13 protein-coding genes are annotated in these 15,155 nt (G+C 64.1%); 2 read left to right on the top strand and 11 right to left on the bottom strand.

What is annotated here, in order from left to right; genetic code table 11:
- Window position 1 precedes the first annotated feature (1 nt).
- The 5 genes from BMW51_RS13065 to BMW51_RS13045 form a co-directional block, all read right to left on the bottom strand.
- Complete coding sequence (locus BMW51_RS13065) at window positions 2-1,873, bottom strand: hypothetical protein (protein ID WP_093007144.1); 1,872 nt, start codon at window positions 1,871-1,873, stop codon at window positions 2-4.
- Window positions 1,873-3,129 (bottom strand): tyrosine-type recombinase/integrase, encoded by a 1,257-nt coding sequence (locus BMW51_RS13060; RefSeq protein ID WP_143051863.1) that lies wholly within the window; start codon window positions 3,127-3,129, stop codon window positions 1,873-1,875. Before BMW51_RS13060 ends, BMW51_RS13065 begins: the two co-directional genes overlap by 1 nt.
- Before the next feature lie 211 nt (window positions 3,130-3,340).
- Window positions 3,341-4,039: a hypothetical protein gene (locus BMW51_RS13055; RefSeq protein ID WP_093007140.1), complete on the bottom strand. Its 699-nt coding sequence runs from the start codon at window positions 4,037-4,039 to the stop codon at window positions 3,341-3,343.
- Window positions 4,036-5,064: a hypothetical protein gene (locus BMW51_RS13050; protein WP_093007138.1), complete on the bottom strand. Its 1,029-nt coding sequence runs from the start codon at window positions 5,062-5,064 to the stop codon at window positions 4,036-4,038. Before BMW51_RS13050 ends, BMW51_RS13055 begins: the two co-directional genes overlap by 4 nt.
- A 159-nt stretch (window positions 5,065-5,223) precedes the next feature.
- The gene (locus BMW51_RS13045; protein WP_093007136.1) at window positions 5,224-6,135 is read right to left on the bottom strand and encodes a hypothetical protein; all 912 of its coding nucleotides are present in this window, start codon (window positions 6,133-6,135) and stop codon (window positions 5,224-5,226) included.
- Between the two features lie 267 nt (window positions 6,136-6,402).
- Here BMW51_RS13045 and BMW51_RS13040 point away from each other — a divergent pair, with 267 nt between their 5' ends.
- Window positions 6,403-8,172, top strand: coding sequence for a hypothetical protein (locus BMW51_RS13040; protein WP_093007134.1), 1,770 nt, complete (start codon window positions 6,403-6,405; stop codon window positions 8,170-8,172).
- A 43-nt stretch (window positions 8,173-8,215) separates the two neighbouring features.
- Here BMW51_RS13040 and BMW51_RS13035 read toward each other — a convergent pair whose 3' ends face one another.
- The 6 genes from BMW51_RS13035 to BMW51_RS13010 all read right to left on the bottom strand — a co-directional run bounded on the left by BMW51_RS13035 (window position 8,216) and on the right by BMW51_RS13010 (window position 13,140).
- Window positions 8,216-8,656 carry a group III truncated hemoglobin gene (locus tag BMW51_RS13035; protein WP_093007132.1) on the bottom strand — a complete coding sequence of 147 codons (441 nt, stop codon included), beginning with the start codon at window positions 8,654-8,656 and terminating at the stop codon, window positions 8,216-8,218.
- Window positions 8,653-9,267 carry an NADPH-dependent FMN reductase family protein gene (locus tag BMW51_RS13030; protein ID WP_093007130.1) on the bottom strand — a complete coding sequence of 205 codons (615 nt, stop codon included), beginning with the start codon at window positions 9,265-9,267 and terminating at the stop codon, window positions 8,653-8,655. Before BMW51_RS13030 ends, BMW51_RS13035 begins: the two co-directional genes overlap by 4 nt.
- 84 nt (window positions 9,268-9,351) lie before the next feature.
- Window positions 9,352-10,131 (bottom strand): RES family NAD+ phosphorylase, encoded by a 780-nt coding sequence (locus BMW51_RS13025; RefSeq protein ID WP_093007128.1) that lies wholly within the window; start codon window positions 10,129-10,131, stop codon window positions 9,352-9,354.
- 34 nt (window positions 10,132-10,165) lie between these two features.
- The gene (locus BMW51_RS13020) at window positions 10,166-11,308 is read right to left on the bottom strand and encodes a hypothetical protein (protein ID WP_093007126.1); all 1,143 of its coding nucleotides are present in this window, start codon (window positions 11,306-11,308) and stop codon (window positions 10,166-10,168) included.
- Window positions 11,309-11,323: 15 nt separating this feature from the next.
- Window positions 11,324-12,604: a DNA sulfur modification protein DndB gene (locus BMW51_RS13015; protein ID WP_093007124.1), complete on the bottom strand. Its 1,281-nt coding sequence runs from the start codon at window positions 12,602-12,604 to the stop codon at window positions 11,324-11,326.
- On the bottom strand, window positions 12,601-13,140 hold the full coding sequence (locus BMW51_RS13010) for a hypothetical protein (RefSeq protein WP_093007122.1): 540 nt from the start codon (window positions 13,138-13,140) through the stop codon (window positions 12,601-12,603). Before BMW51_RS13010 ends, BMW51_RS13015 begins: the two co-directional genes overlap by 4 nt.
- A 306-nt stretch (window positions 13,141-13,446) precedes the next feature.
- On the opposite strand from BMW51_RS13010, the gene BMW51_RS13005 reads away from it, so the two are divergent.
- Complete coding sequence (locus BMW51_RS13005) at window positions 13,447-15,009, top strand: hypothetical protein (protein ID WP_093007120.1); 1,563 nt, start codon at window positions 13,447-13,449, stop codon at window positions 15,007-15,009.
- Window positions 15,010-15,155: the final 146 nt, after the last annotated feature.

The raw sequence follows: 15,155 nt of genomic DNA, 5'->3' as shown, positions 1-15,155 counted from the left end.
TCTACTCCACCGTTGGCAACGGAGGGATGTCCAGCACTGCTCCCGCCTTCACCTGCTCGGGGAACAGCCGCAGCGTGTAGGTCTCGATGCGGTCCAGCACTGGCGCCCAGCGGGCGATCCAGCTCTCCTGTGGCATCCGGCTGCGCGACCTCAGGAGCGCCTCGCGGAACTTGACGACGAGTGCGAACGCGTCCGGCGAGGAGATGTCGACCTTGCCCAGAGGGCAGACGGCGCACATGCCGTAGGCCGTGCAAGGGTCGCCTGGTCGCTGGCCGGGCACCCGCGAGTCGTACGGGTCCTCGCAGCGGAAGCCGGGTGTGGCCGCCGACACGTCGCCACGGCGCTTGTCGGCTCGCCCGTCGATGATCCCGTGGCTGCGCCACCACTGATCCCGAAGATGCATCGCGGGCACGAGCGCCTCGTCGTTGATGCGGCGGGCTCCGTCGCTCAGATAGTGGTCGATCATCACCTGCGGGTTGTGCTGCCCGGCCTCGGCCGTGGCGACGAGGTCGCCATCGAAGAGGTGGTGAACGAGGTTGATCACCGTCGGACGGAGCGAACGGAAGGTGAAGCGTACCTTCAGCGTCTCCTCGTGATCCTTCAGGAAGCGCACCAGCGCGCGATTGAAGCCGTCCTTGCTGGCAAGACTCCGCGTGCGGGCTCCGAAGCAACGCTCGAGGAAAAGGTGGTTTTGCTCGCCGGTGGCTGCCTCCGAGCGGATCCGGCTGGTCCACAGCAGCAGCAGTTCGATCATCTTCGACGGGTTGTGGTAGTCATCGGTGATCGGCCAGGAAGCGTATTGCGTCTTGCCCGCTCGGTTCTTGAAGGGAAGGCCCCGCAGCCGCTTGCCGTGCGCGGACGGCTGCTCGCTGAAGTGCGACTCCTTCAGCGTCGTGACGATAGACCGATTGTATCGGTAGTAGATCCCGAACAGCAGCATGAACGGCATGAGCAGCCGTCCGCTGGGATAGAGGATCGACAGCGCCGCGTTGTATTGGGAGGATTTCAGCGCTCGCAGACGAGGGAATTGCGCAAGATCCTCACCAAGCGCGGATGCTAGTTTCTTGCGAAGAGGCGGCTTCCCCTGGAACCGCGTATGGATGCGTCCGACCTCCAGGATGAGCTCCCGATCGACGATCGTCTGGCGATCGGCCGTATCCTTGCCGTCGATTACATCCCAGGCATCGCGCAGCCGCTTGCTGACCTCGACGACCTCCTCCCTGCAAAGACGGACCAGCAGCTTGAGCCTCGGCCTCGTCAGGATGGTGACCGGCGTGCGGCGGCTGCCGCTCGTTGCCCAGTCCCCACCGCGGACCAGGTCCAGATCGCGGCGGATCTCCAGGAACCATCGCGAGTCCACACGCAGCATCCGCAGCGCCTCGAGGAGGTGGTGCATGCAGACGCGCTTCGTCTCCACGCCGAGCTTGCCGCCTCCGACGCTGGAGAAGACCGCCGCATGCTCGTCGCGCCCCTTTCCCGTCAGCGGCTTCTCGTAGTCGTTGAGCCAGTCGCGATAGGCGTCCAACAGCTGATCGGTGATGTCGCGCGGACGGATGAGTGCGAGCTTCCTGTCGACCAGGAAGTCGATGAACTTTCCCAGCGCGACGAATTCCGGAATTATCGAGATCGCCTTCACCTGCCTCGCGCGGAACGCCAGGTAGGCTCCGAACGCGGATCTGATGTTCGGAACGTCGCGGAGGAACACGACCTCGAGATCTAGCGGAAGCCGCTCGTCCCCGAAGGAGTCGAGTACAAGCGTGCCATCCGCAGCATGCCACGGTTCGGGCCGCGTCTCGGCGAGCAGCGCTTCCTCGTCGATCCCGGCGGCAGCGAGGTCCGCCAACATCTGCTCGGAAGGGGAGAGCCGGCTCATCAGAGGTCCTCCAGGTAGTTGGAAAGACGGACACCGATCTGTGGCTCGAAGAGGCCCACGGAGCGCAGGTAGTATTCCTCCGTGGTCTTCCAGTGATCGTGTCCGAGCATCACCGACACCGTCTCCCACGGCTTCGGATCGCCCGCCGACCGCTGGGCCAGGTAGAGGTTGATTGCGTACGTGTGTCGCGTGTCGTGGAAGCTGTGCAGGATGCGCAGACAGGCGACCTTCTCCCCATCGACGATCTTCTCGTCCTTCTCGGTGAAGCCCAGGCGCACCATGAGCGCGTGGGTTCGCCTGTGGATCGTCTTGGTCGTGATCGATGAACCCGCCTTCGCGTGGTCGGCGAGGTTGACGAAGAGCCGGTTGTGGTCGGCGCCGCCCTTATCGACCAACTTGCCGACCGCGTCCGCTCGCTCTCCCCGAATATACAGTTTGAGTTCGTGGATGAGGCTGTTCGGGAGAGCGACCCAGCGCTTCTTCCTCCCTTTCGTGACCGTCACCAGCAGGGCCTGGGTTTCATTGGGACGGTCCAGATCGGGCTTCAGCCGCAGGATCTGCCTCGCGCGAAGGTAGCAGATCTCCTCGCCGCGCAGGCCCGTGAGGAGTCCTGTCTGGAACAGCAGCCGGTCGCGGCAGGGCCGGGTGCTTCCGTTAGGGCGCTGCGATGGCAGGGGTCCGAGCTCCGCCAGCAGCTTCTTCAGTTCTGGCGGCGAGAAGGGCCGGATTTCGTCGTCGCTCAGCCTCTTCCGTTCGCGCCCCGCGCGCTTGTATCCCGACCTGATCTGCTTCGGCTCCCATCGGACGTCGGTGAGGCGGGCGGCGTTAGTCCAGCGGTAGAAGCCGAAGATGGTAGAGAACTTGTGCGAGATGGTGCCGGCCTTGCGGCTCCGTCCGGTCTGGTAGCTGACCCTGGTCGCAAGGAGGCTGGCGTAGACGCAGAACAGCTGCTGGTCGGCCGTCTCCCACTTGCGCTTGACGAACAGCAGGAAGCGCAACCACTCGGCCAGTTCATAGGCTGCGGCGCGGTTCGACGCGAGGCTTGGAGCGTCCTCTTCGTCCACCGGGGGACGCCCGTCGTGGCCATACGTCGCGTAGAGGTACAGGAGTGCCGGTTCGATGATCTCCTGGCTCTCGGAGTAGACGAGATAGTGGAGGCCTGGATCCGCTGCGAGCGGTCCGAGGCCATCGAGCACGGCCTTCTCCTCCCGGCTCATCTTGGTCATCGGTCGCAGTTGTGCTACGTCGATCTTCACGCGACGCACTCCTTGTTATGATGGGGGATCGAGTGATCGCGGGGGCAGGGCGCGAGAAACTTTTCGGTGAACGAAAAGCCAGCCTTTATAACGCCACTTATATCGCTTCGCTTTTCCCTGAACCTCGCCGGCTAGGCCCTCTGGCGCCCAGATGGCGAGCTAGTCGCCGACCCACGTCTTCGCTGAGCCGATATGCTTTCGGGCAAGGCCACTAAGGCGCCTTCAGGACCTCGGCAGTGGCAGCCGCCGGAGAGAACAGCTCCCTTGGAATGACCCTCCAACCTGTCAGCCCCGTAGCCGCGAGCTCGGCGGCGAGCGCCTTCCAGCGCTGATGTGTCAGGGACACGCGGCGAGCACGCATCTCATCGAGGTTGTTCGGCTTGCCTTTCAACCGGCCGTGATCATCGAGCTTGAAGCGTCGGCTCGGCGTGATGATCTCAACCTTCGTCCAATGGTTGAGCACCCACAGCTCGCACTCCTCGAACAGGGTGACGACCTTCTTGCCTCGGATGGCGACCAAGATGCGCGGCGGGCAATCAGCGAGAGGGTCCTCGAATTCCAGGAAGACCACGTCCTGCTGCAGGCGCTCCGCGAACACCTTCAGGTCTCCCCATGAAAGCCGATCCTCACGCAGGCCCCACGCGAAGTGGGTGGTTCCCGGGCCGGATGCGGTCGGTCCCATAAGGTCCTTCAGGGCCGCTAACCACGGCAGTCCGACCACTCCGAGCGCTTGCTCCCGAGCTGCGACGACGTCCCCGTCCGAAACGTCGACGGCCGGTGAAGTCTCAAGCTGGTTGCGGGCTGCACCGGACCCAGCGGACTCACGGCAGCATCGCTTCGCTCCCGCTCCGGTCCCATCCTTGGCTGCCGCCGCATCGCCCGGCACCCCCTCGTCGCTCCGGTCGGTCATGCTGCCAGCACCTCCTCGCGGAAGAGGCGACCGGTATCCGCGTCGAACAGAACCTTTTCCGACAGGTCGAGGACGATGTGGTCGGCGTGACGATGAACGACGTCGACGACGCGGCGGGAGGCGAACACGGGATGCCGAACGGACTCGCCGAGTGGCTGGCCGACCAGGTGCTTGTAGTCCTTCGCCTGTTCGTCGCCCGTGAACCAGAGATGCTCGCCATTCCAATAGGCGTTTTCGAGCTCGAAGCTGGCCGTGACCTTGCCCGAGAAGCTGACGAGCGAGAGGTGTGTCTCGCGACCGCGATCCTCGACACGCAGGTTGACGCATTGCTCCTTCCAGACTTCGCGCAGGACGGCGGCGGCATCGAGACCGTGTGCGTTCAGGAGGTCGAGCGTGATCGCGTCCACCTCGAGATCGAAACCGCGCGCTTCGAGTTCCACCACCTCGTCCTGCCGCCCGCGTTGTTCCTCCTTGAGGTCCTCGAGCTCTCTCGCGACGTCGGCCGGCTCCTCGACCCACAGCACGGACGTCTCCGGTCGAAGATAGAAGGACGTGTGCCGGACGGTCACCTCGCCAAGGATATGGAGGGCCGCCTCCTTCCATGAGCTGTGCGTGAGGTGGTAGGCATAGGTGGGCTTGAAGCCGACGCGCTCGAGGAGGATGTCCAACCCCTCCGCGCGGGCCGCCGCGATCTCCGACACGGCCGCCCGACGCACGTCGCGCGCATACTTCCCGAGCATCTTCTCGGCTCGCTTGAGGTTGATCAGCGCGGCCGCGAAATGACCGGCATGCCTGCCGATCGCCTCCGCGTCGTTGGCGTAGGCGATGTCCTCCCTGGGCCTGAGCGGAACGGTCAGCTCCGCCCCGACCGGCACGTGGAGGAGGAAGGGATACCCGACGGTGTCTTCATCGATCCACAGTCGGCTGACGGTCACGTCCGCGTGACCCGCCTCATCCAGCCTGTTGCGGATCATCGAGATGATCTCGCGGTTCGAGAAGTTACCGTTTGCGCGCTTGCTGTCCATTTCACGTCTCCTGGCGTCGCTGCGAGGACAAGGCTTTTCCCGCCTCCCTGCAGTTCCACTTCGTGTCATCCTTGGTGAGTCACGGTCGTCGTGCGACCGACTCCATCTGCCGTCCCAAGGCCGTCGCGAACGTGCGATCCGGCCTCGAGATGGTCACCGTCAGGCGCAGCGAAGCTCGCTTCGAGCATCCGGCTTCGCCCAGATCGTCCCCGTTGCGCAGTTCACCAGTTCCGTCCCGAGTTCGACCGTCACGAGCAGGTGCTTGCCCCGGGACGCGTCCACGTGGCTGATCCTGGCATCGCACTTGAACGGCAGGCCGGGGATCGCCGAGAGCGGACGACCGGGGAGCCGGTCACGCTGAGCCTTGCGGATCGAAGTGCCTCGAAGCTCCAGTTGATCCGAGTACCAGTCGAGGGATCCGCTGACCGAGACGTCGGCCCGGATGACGCCGTTGCGCCAGTAGAGGGTGGCGAACAGCGGCTCGGAACCGGTCGGAATCCTGACCAGGGTTTCGTAGTCGCTTGCGAGACGGCTGAGCACGGAGGCGGTCCCCTCCGGCGCCAAGCGTGCGATGGCCGCCGCCATCTCGTCGATCTCGCCGTCGGCGCCGAGCGCGTTCAGGGCCTCGCGTTCTTCCACGCGATGACGCAACGAGTAAGGGGCCGGCCAGACGCCCGCCTTGACGAACGGCGTGCCCGCAGGGACGAAATCAACGACGGTGCCGGGTACGTACTGTTGGGGGCCGATCTTCACGCTTCCCGGAGTGGTCGAATCCGCCCGCGTGCCGAACGGAAGGTCCACGGGTCCGCCTGCGCCCTTGGACAGCAGGTAATCGAGATAGAGGTGCGAGAGCATGAGCTGCTGATCGGTAAGCGAGGCCAGCTGCTCGGCCGATGCGCCGGCGGTCCGCTGATCGGCGAGAAGGGCTGTGGCGAGTACGTCGACGGCGGGCGTTCCGTTCGCCGCCGGCTGGTCGTTCAACACGCTCCGCAGACGCCGGAGCAGGCGCTCCTGGGCGAAATCATGCACGATGGCGCCGGTCTGCTGACGCGCGAGTGCCCAATGCTTCATCTTTTCCTCCTGTCCTGATCGACACCGATCAAGATCCCGGAAGAACTATCGAGCGTGTCCGCTACGATGGGTTACCGGCCGCGACCTGTCGGTCGCTTCCGCCGAAATCCCGAAAGTCGCGGTGATGACTTGCTGCGGGTTGGTCTTTTCTGCCGCGTCATGCCGGCCGCCGTCGGATCTCGTCGACTCATTGACGGATCATGTTGGGGACGGCTTCCGACCGGATACGCACTGGATGGCTGCCTGAAGCGGCCGTAGGCGACGCCCATGACCCAATCCGATCTGCCTGAGCCTGATCTCGACTCCTCGCGATCCCTCGACCGCGTCGCTGACAAGATGCTGAAGGAGGCCGTGAGCGCTTCTGATGACCGAATTTTCTCGGCCTCCGGCTTTGCGCGTCAGAACATCTCGATTGTCCATCAGCAGCTCCGCTGCGTGAACCTCGTGTGGGCTCTTGAACGTCGCAAGCGCGTGAAAGCCGGAGACGTAGTGGCGGTGGTCGGCGGCTCCTTTTCAGGATTGATGCTCGCGGTTGCGCTGAGTCTCACGACCCAAGCCGAGGTCTACCTCTTCGAGAAGGATGATCGCCTGTTACCCCGCTATCGCGACAAGGGGCACAGGCATCTCTCCCCGGTACTCAACTCGAACTTCCTTGGGTCGAGCTTTGAGCCATCCTTGTCCTCGCCCGCGTTCAAGTCGCCGATCTTCTCGTGGAGCAAGGGACGCGCGAGCGATGTCGCTGCCCAGTGGCTCCGCGAGTTCGCGATCTACGAGAGGGACCTACCGATTCGTTGCCTGCTTGACTGCGAGGTTCTCCCAGAGAACGTCCGGCGTTGCGGCGACAAGCTCGAGCTCGTCGCTGTTTCGGGAATCACGAGCAGCGTTCCCGTCGCCGTGGACCTGCTCATCGATGCCACCGGCTTCGGAGAGGAGGCGAACCCGTTCAGTCTGGTCGATCACAGCTACTGGTCCTCGGGACACAGGCTGATCTACGACCATCTCGTGCCCCCGGCCAAGGTACTGCTCTCCGGCTGCGGAGACAGCGGCGTGATCGAGGGCATGCACTACGCGATGGCGGATTTCGATCACAAGGACGTCGAGGACCTGTGGCCGTCATACGACTACCTTGGTCTCAGTCTCGATCAGCGTTTGGAAGAGGCGAGATTGCCCGATCTCACGGGTAATGGCGGCACCGACAGGTCCGATCGTCCGATCATCTCAGAGTTGGCCTGGTGGCTGGAACTCAGGTTCCATGGCGAGTTCAATTCACGGGGGGACTGGCCCCTTGACAATCAGCCACACACTCGGCCGATCCTGTCGAAGATCGAGGCGGCCCTGCGACCTCACGCAGCGGCTGCCTTCCCTGCGAGTTCGCTGGAAGATCTGTCCGAGGTTGAGCGGGATCGCCTGGTCGAGGGCCTCGCCTTGGAGGCGCAGCTGACGATCCGGGAGGCGGTCACCAAGGAGATCGACTACTGGGTCAGCCTGCGTATTGCGGAGGCCGCGCGCGACATCATCGTCCCCAATGACGGTGCGGACCTCCACGCGGTCGCGCGCCAGGGCATCAGTCTGACTTTGAACGGGATGACGCCAACCCCCTTCACCCGGCAGCTCTCCAACTACAACGTCTGGCTGATGAGGTTGTTGGAGGGCTTCCCCGGGGTCGACTACAGGCAGGGCGGGATCGTGGACGTGCGGACGCGGGACGATCGCCGCTTCGATGTCGAGTTCGATGACGGACAGGTAGAGACATTTGATCGCGTCGTGACGCGCTATGGCGCGCGCATCGATGCCGGCATGTGCGCCGGCGCTGCACGTGACGGCAGCGCCGGCGACTGGTTGCTTCATCAGCCATGCTATCTCGGGAGAGCCGACGGAATGTCAGGCCGGGTCGTCTACCCGGCGCGCGAGAGGCTCGAACGCGCTCGGCAGCTCTCGTTCCCAGAATTTCGAACCGCCGAGCTGGAGGAGTTGAGGAGGAACATGTTCGCCGTGGGCCTGCTCCGCGGAATCGCGTTGGATGCCGAGGGAAGCTGATGCTCAGCCGGTCCGGAAGGCTGCGGATGCGGATCCGTTGAGACTATTTCCCACTCGGTGCGGACATGAGGCGAGTTGGCCTTCGACCGTTGGCGCCAGCATGCAGCTCGGCTTCGAAGAAGAGGGCAAGCTGTATGCTCTCGGCAATACGGACGGCTTTGAACTGCAGTGTCGGCGCGAGTTCGGGTGCCATTCGAGACGTCACTTCCGCCCAAATCTCTAGCCACCGGTCGAACATGGGCCGCGTCAGCAGCGAACCGTGCGCCATGTGGGCCGGTACGGGACGCCCCTTGTACCGGCCCGACTTGAAGACGGCGGCGGACCAGAACGCCGTGAGGCGTTCCTGGTGCGCACTCCAGTCTTCGACGACCTGCTCGAACACCGGCCCGAGGAGGGGATCGGCGCGGACCCGGCGGTAGAATGCCGCCACGACAGTCCGCAGCAGAGACTCCTGTGCCGCAACCGGTTCTGCAGCGTCCGTCACCTCGCGAGCTTGACCGCAATCTTGGCCACCGCCGCCCCTTGCCGGTAGGCTTCCTCCAGGTCGTGCCCGGGAGACGGCGTCGCACCCATATCATGCTTGTCAGCCATGTCGTCGGCTCCAGTGGCCTTAGGTTTGCCGGCAACTACCATTCCCAGCTGCATCAGATTGCCAATCACGGAAAGGTAGGTCCCGACCTCACCGCCAGGATGGTCGCCCGGGCAGACGATGGCGCTCCCGACGAGTCCGGACAGCTCTCCGGATACGAGGTTGTCGATCGCCTCGTCGAGCACTCCCGCCATCGAGGAGGAGATCCGGCCGAAGCTGGTGGTGGTCACGATGACGACCCCGTCGCCTCGCTCGAGGTCGCCCAAGGTGACGCTCGGCCAGTTCCACAGCGCGTCAGGTGGAACGGCTTCCGGACTGGACCGCGTGAGGCTCGGAGCCGCGCTGCGGATCAGCGCTTGCGCTCCGGCGCTTTCAACGCCGTCCGCCACGGCCTGGGCCAGCTTCTCCGCAGGCCCGCCGGTAGCGTCGTGTATGATCACCAGTTGCACGTCCTGATGGGCGAGTGCGCCGCCGGACGGCTGCGCGGCGTCGAGAAGGTTCGGCATTTTCTCTCTCCGGAAAGGGACCGAACACTCCTCTACTGGCTCAACCAAGGTTGAGCTCAAGACCCTTTCGTCGTCGTGTGAGCGTCAGCCCCGCGACATGTCGGAGATGAAGTAGAACTGGTCCGCCTCCTTGAAGCTCGGCTGCATGGCGTCGACCTCGAAGAGCCCGCAATTGACCAACTCGGCGCCGGCGAGATCGAAGAGCGCGAGATTGAAGCCGCCGCCGAAGTTGCTGCGATAGGCGATGCCGTCCAGTCCGGCGCGCTTGAACAGCTCTGCGATGATCTGTGTCGGAACGTAGTCGGCGGCATCGTCCGAACGTGTGGTCGGTTCAGCGAACGCGCGGTCTATGTGCGCCCAGACGGCTTCGGAACGTCCCGATGCGTCCGGCTCCTCGAGGTGCAGCGGCGTGGTCGGACGCTCCGCGGTGCAATTCACGATGGCGAGCGGCCGCGTCGTCCTGAACTGGCCGACGGAGACGTACGAGCCTATCCATGGCCGGACCTCGGACATCGCGGTCTCCTTGGACGTAGCGAGATATAGGCAGGGGATGCCGCGGGGGTTCGCCCGACCATCGCTTGCGCGATCCGGAAGCGGTGTCATCCGCGCGCGGGGATGCGCGCACGGTACCTCCTCGTCGGTAGGCTCGTCTCCGGTTCTGCGCCAGTCGTTGCCGAGCTGCGCCCGCCAGAAGGTCCGGCCGGCAGGCAGGTCGACCTCCCGACCGCGGCTGCTCGCGAGGACGGCGTCGAGGAAGTCCTGCGTCTCCTCCGAGTGGATGTAACGCAGCTCCCTGCGGACCGATCGCTCGAAGTCCCAGTAGCTCCGCCATGAGGCGAAGGTCGTCTCGCCGGAATGCTTCACCGCGCGCTCCCGCGAAGTCTCGATGCGTTCCGTGTCATGTCAGCGCCCGCACCTTCCTGAGGTGATCGAGGCTTGCAAGGTTCAAGCCGTTCACGAACATGTCGCTGTCCCTGATGGCCGACGCCCCGAAAAACTTGCGGTAGGCCTTTGCGGTAGGTGATGCTGGCCCGCCGCTGGTCACGAGCGTTATCCGAGGCGGCTTAGTGCGGGAGAGCTGGACGCGTTTCAGTAGGAACTTGAACTCGTAATCCGCTGGCGGGAGCGAGTAGCCGATGAAGATCCAGTCTTCGGCCTCCCGCAGTTGGCGCTCCGCCTCCCTCCACGTGGCGATGTGCATCGGGAACTCGAGAGCCTTGCGGTAGCTGAACGTGGCGAACCGCGTGCCGAGCGCCTCCGCCTTGCACTCGGGGCAGGGAGACGAGGTGAACGCATTGCGCATCTCGATCCCGGTGAGGGCCTTCACGACAGCCTTGTCGCTGTCCTTGAAGAGACGGCTTGCGACCTTTTCGATCGCCTCATGCGCGAACCAGTACATGCGGCTGCAGCAGTCGCAGTACATCCAGTTGATCGAGCCATGCGGCTTCAGGATACGTGCCATGGTCGCCGATGGCGCGACCCGTCGTACCTGTATCCCTGAGCGCTCTATCTTCGCCGGCAGCGCGCCGCAGGCGTAGTCGATCGATGTGACCCGCTGAAGCCTCGCCAGGCCGCTCTCGATGACGGTGTCCCAGTTGAGGCTCAGGAAGGCGCCGCTGCCGAGATCCACGGAGCCCAGCAAATCCTGCAGCAGCTGCCATTCGGCGCTCTTGCGCCGGGCGCCGTCGTCGTAGGCGGTCCTGAGCATCCGCATGAACCGGACGATGAGTGAACGACGAATGGTCCGCAGCGTGGACGCCGGATACTTGGGGCCGAGATGGTGTCCGGTGTTCGCGGCCAGGTCGATCGTCGTGAAGACGTCCTCAAGCTCGGGCCAATCGATCGCCGGTACCGCGACGCCGTTCCCGAACGCGTCGTCGATGAAGGCGCGTATCACTTCGTTTAGCGTGTGGCTCGTGTAGCCGGGCGTCAGCTTCGCCTTGGGGTCGAGCAGCGCCTCGGTGAAGTTGCTGGCGAGCGGCAGGCCCGCGTTGAACGAAAAACCGGCGCCGACGATGAAGAGATGCCTTGACGCTTCCATCGTCGACGCTCCGTCTCAGGCGGTCTTGATGCGCCGTGGCAGGCGGGTTCCTGAGACTTCCTGTTCGAGAGCCTCGGCGTACTTCCGTCGCAGATCGTCCTTATCGCCGGGTTCGTAGCCCAGCATGTATGACAGGAGGGATATCGTAAGCCTCGTGCGGCCCAGGATGAGCCTTTCGCCGGACGTGTCGTAGATCACGTCACGATACGGCACATCGGTGAAGCGGCGTGGAAGAGCGGCAACCTTCTTGATGGCTGAGCGCCAACTCACCTCGTCCTCCTCCTTGATCTGGTAAATCAATCGCACGAAGATCTCTACGCCGACGGCTCGGAACAGCACGTTGTTCTGCGCATGCCTCTCACGCTGGACAATCGCCTTCGCGGCATCGCCCTTGGCCAAGAAGTACTCTTTCAGCTCGGGCATCGCGTTCGCGAACGTCTCGAAGAACTGGGCCGTTCGCGTGTAGTAAGTGTCCAGCACGGCATCGGATGGTCTTACGTATCGCAGCCTCGTCCTCCGCTCGCGATCCAGGCTGTTGACGATGTACCCCAGGACATAGCTCACGAGATCGTAGAGCTTGATGATGGTGACGAAGTGCTCGCCGTCGCTTGCCGGGAGGTTGGCGGCACCGTACTTCGCGAGCACCTGACCACCCGAGAAGTAGGGGTGTTCCTCGACCAAGCGCCGGGTGATGATCGCCGACGCATCCGACTCGTCCAGGGCGATGATCTCGGACTTGTTGACGGGTATCGCCGACCGGTTGAGCGTGGTGAACAGCTTGCGCGTGCGGCGACGTCCCTCGTCAGAGGTCTTGTGCGCGACGACCACGACGCTGATGCGCTCATCGGCCAACGACGCGTCCCGTGCGAGTGCGCTCGAGATGCCTGCGAGGCGATGCTGCCCGTCGATGGCGAAGAGCGTCTCCTCGCCAGATAAGTGGAGGAAACCGAAGGCGTTCGCCGCCCATTCCGGAACGCCTCCGGCCAGTGGGTTCACTTGGTTCGCGCCGATCTCGAACTCCAGCCATTCGGGATCGCCACCGTAGACCGCCACGACGAGCGAGTTGAAGAACCGGTCCTCGTTGGCGGTCAGATAGCCGCCGATCTCAGCGGCGCGGCCTTCCGTGAGCGCGCGCTGGATGAGGTCCGACAGCTGACGGCCGGGACGAACCTCGTTGATCTGATCGGCGAAGCCGACCCGGTCGGCGACATCCCCCAGTCGCATGATAGTGCTGTAGTACTTCCAATCGCCCATCTGAGCGAAGAGCGCGGGGAGGTTCATCGGAGGTTTGTTCATGAGAATGCGCGCCTCACTTGTCCGTATTGGACATGGAAGTCCTTGATGTTGGCATAGGGCCACGCTGCCGTGATCAACTCCGCCTCGACGGCCTTCAGATCGACCGTCGTCGGATCCAGCTCGCAGTAGTAGAAGTGAACGTGACCCCTGTAGCGCTCCAGCAGCATGGAGAGCTTCGGGCGGGTGGTCCGGTCGAGCTCGCCGAGGTACTCGTCGTAGCGCTTCCAGAACGTCCGCGCCTTGGACGCGGTCGCCCCAACCTCGCCGATGTAGAACAGCCAAGCGCTGGGCGGCAGGTCCGACACAGAAGGATGCACGACGAAGGCGTACAGGCCCTGGGTCTTTGGAACTTCCGGACGCTTGGAGCGATCGAAAGGGATCGTCTTCCACTTGAGGCCTCGGCCCTTGCCGTAGCGCTGCCAGAGGTGGGGATAGAGTACGAAGTCCTCGCGGTGCAGCTTGATGCCGTCCGTGTGCTGGATGAACTGGCGGTGTTCCGCCTCCTTGTCCCAGACCGTCTTCTTGTCGTCCGCCATCAACGCACCGGCCCGTTGAATTTGGACCGGAAGTGGCGCGTGTGGGCGCGGGTAGTGGTTGTGAGAACTGGCCGCATGCTTCCCCCGGGCGGCTGTCTCGAGCCGCCCGCCGGAGAAGGCCGTGCTCGGTGAGCGTTGTCAACGGCTTGCAAAGGACTCGTTCCAGTAGGAACCTGATTTCCGCCGAAAACGCGACAACGCAGCTGCCCTCACGAGGGTGAGGAGGCTCGGTTCGTCGGCAACTATGCGGAATACGCTTTCATGACGAGTTGAGGAGGACGGCTGCCGCCTATACGCCTCGAAGTCATGACGGATGATCTGACCGAGGAGTCAGCGGCGCACGTTCGCCAGCTTTTGGCCGACGTATTGGCGCATGCCGATCATGAGGCTTTCATGGCGCTGATCTGGGCGGTCAACGCCTTGCAGACCGGACGCAGCGATAAGGCTCTCCCGTTCTTCCGCGGCGTTCCCGCCGGCGCTGCGACGGAGGGCATCGTGGGGCCACACGCGGTTTATCCTTGGGAGCTCGAGACGCTCGCCAACGAGCTGCTCACCACGCCGCGGCGGAGCAGGTACACGACCTTCGACGCCAAGGGTTGGCCCTCCGTCACCGCGCTGGTGAACCTGCTGCGTAGGCTGGAAGGCGCGGAGTACGCGGCTCGCCGGGCCCAGTTGCCCATCATGCAGGAGCTCGGCCGCATCAGCGCGCGCCAGTTCGAATGGCAGCGGGGCTTCACCACGACCGCGGAGTTCTACCGCAGCGTTTCCGTCTACGGTCAGGGGGACTCGGCCAGGTATCTGGCGGAGGAGCACAAGTTGACCGTCGCTGACATGACATTCGTGGGCTACGGGCTGATGGCTGGCTTCCTTCTTGATCCCGTTATGCGGCCGGGTTCGGATCTCAAGGTGTTCCAGGCGCTCGGAGTAGCGCCGGAGCGGCTCCAGGCGGTTCTCGCCAGGATCGCGCGGCCGATCTCTCACGTGGTGGAGATCGCGCCGGGTGCTCGGGCGGAGGGTGACGCTACGGCCTACAAGCCCAGCGTCCTCAGACAGTTTCCATGCATCACGTTTGGTCCCCGCGGCCGCCGCATGCGAGCGCCGCTACCGGACCTGATCGTCAGCAGGGTCACGTCAGGTCTCTTCTACGATGTCGTCGGCGGCGGCGGCGCGGTCCGCGCGGATTACGGCCGCCGCTTCGAGGCCTACGTCCTCCGCTTGCTTGGGGCGATGCTGCCGCAGATGCCGTTCGAGCGTGAGTTCAGCTACCGGGCCGCGGGCGAGGACATCGCCTCGCCGGACATCCTGCTCACGGAGGCTGACGATTCGCTGCGCCTGATCATCGAGTGCAAGGCAACCAGGATGAGCTTCAATGCACGCTTCAGCGAAGATCCATCCGGCGAGCGAGGTTACGAGGAGATGGCCAAGGGGGTCGCGCAGATATGGCGCTTCTTCTCGCATTGCCGCCGGGGACTTACGGGCAGGGCGCTGTCTAACGACGTGAGGGGGTTACTGCTCTCGCTCGACGACTGGTTCGTCGCGAGACCCGGCATGATCGAGAAGGTCATGGTGCGGGCGGAGGTGATTGCCGGAGACATGGATCCCGGGATCGTTGTGGGCGACCGCCGCCCGGTGACCTTCGCCTCCATAGCGCAGCTGGAATCGGTGCTACGCGTTGCCACGCCAGAGACGCTGCTGCAGGCGGTGGAGGAGGCGGCGAAGGTCGACCGTTACGGCTGGCTGCTTTCGAGCATTCACACGGATCTGTTCGGGACCGGTCTTCAGCGACGCCCCTTCCCTTTCGACGACGAACTGGAGGAGTTGCTCCCTTGGTGGCGGCTTGTTCGGCAGGCCCGCGATGCGCAGCTGTAAGCAGGTCGGCAGAACACGCTTGTTTATGGCCGTGCCGACGAGGTGTTCGTCATCCCTGATGCGTACAGAGCGAAATGCTGAGCTGATCAGTGGACGGACCGGGCGCGTTCGGCAGACGGCCCCCTTTGAAAGCCGAACCGGATGAA

This window comes from Sphingomonas palmae (genome assembly GCF_900109565.1).
Lineage (GTDB): Bacteria > Pseudomonadota > Alphaproteobacteria > Sphingomonadales > Sphingomonadaceae > Sphingomonas > Sphingomonas palmae.
The sequence above is the reverse complement of the archived record's forward strand: the minus strand, read 5'-3'. Positions and strand labels throughout refer to the sequence as shown.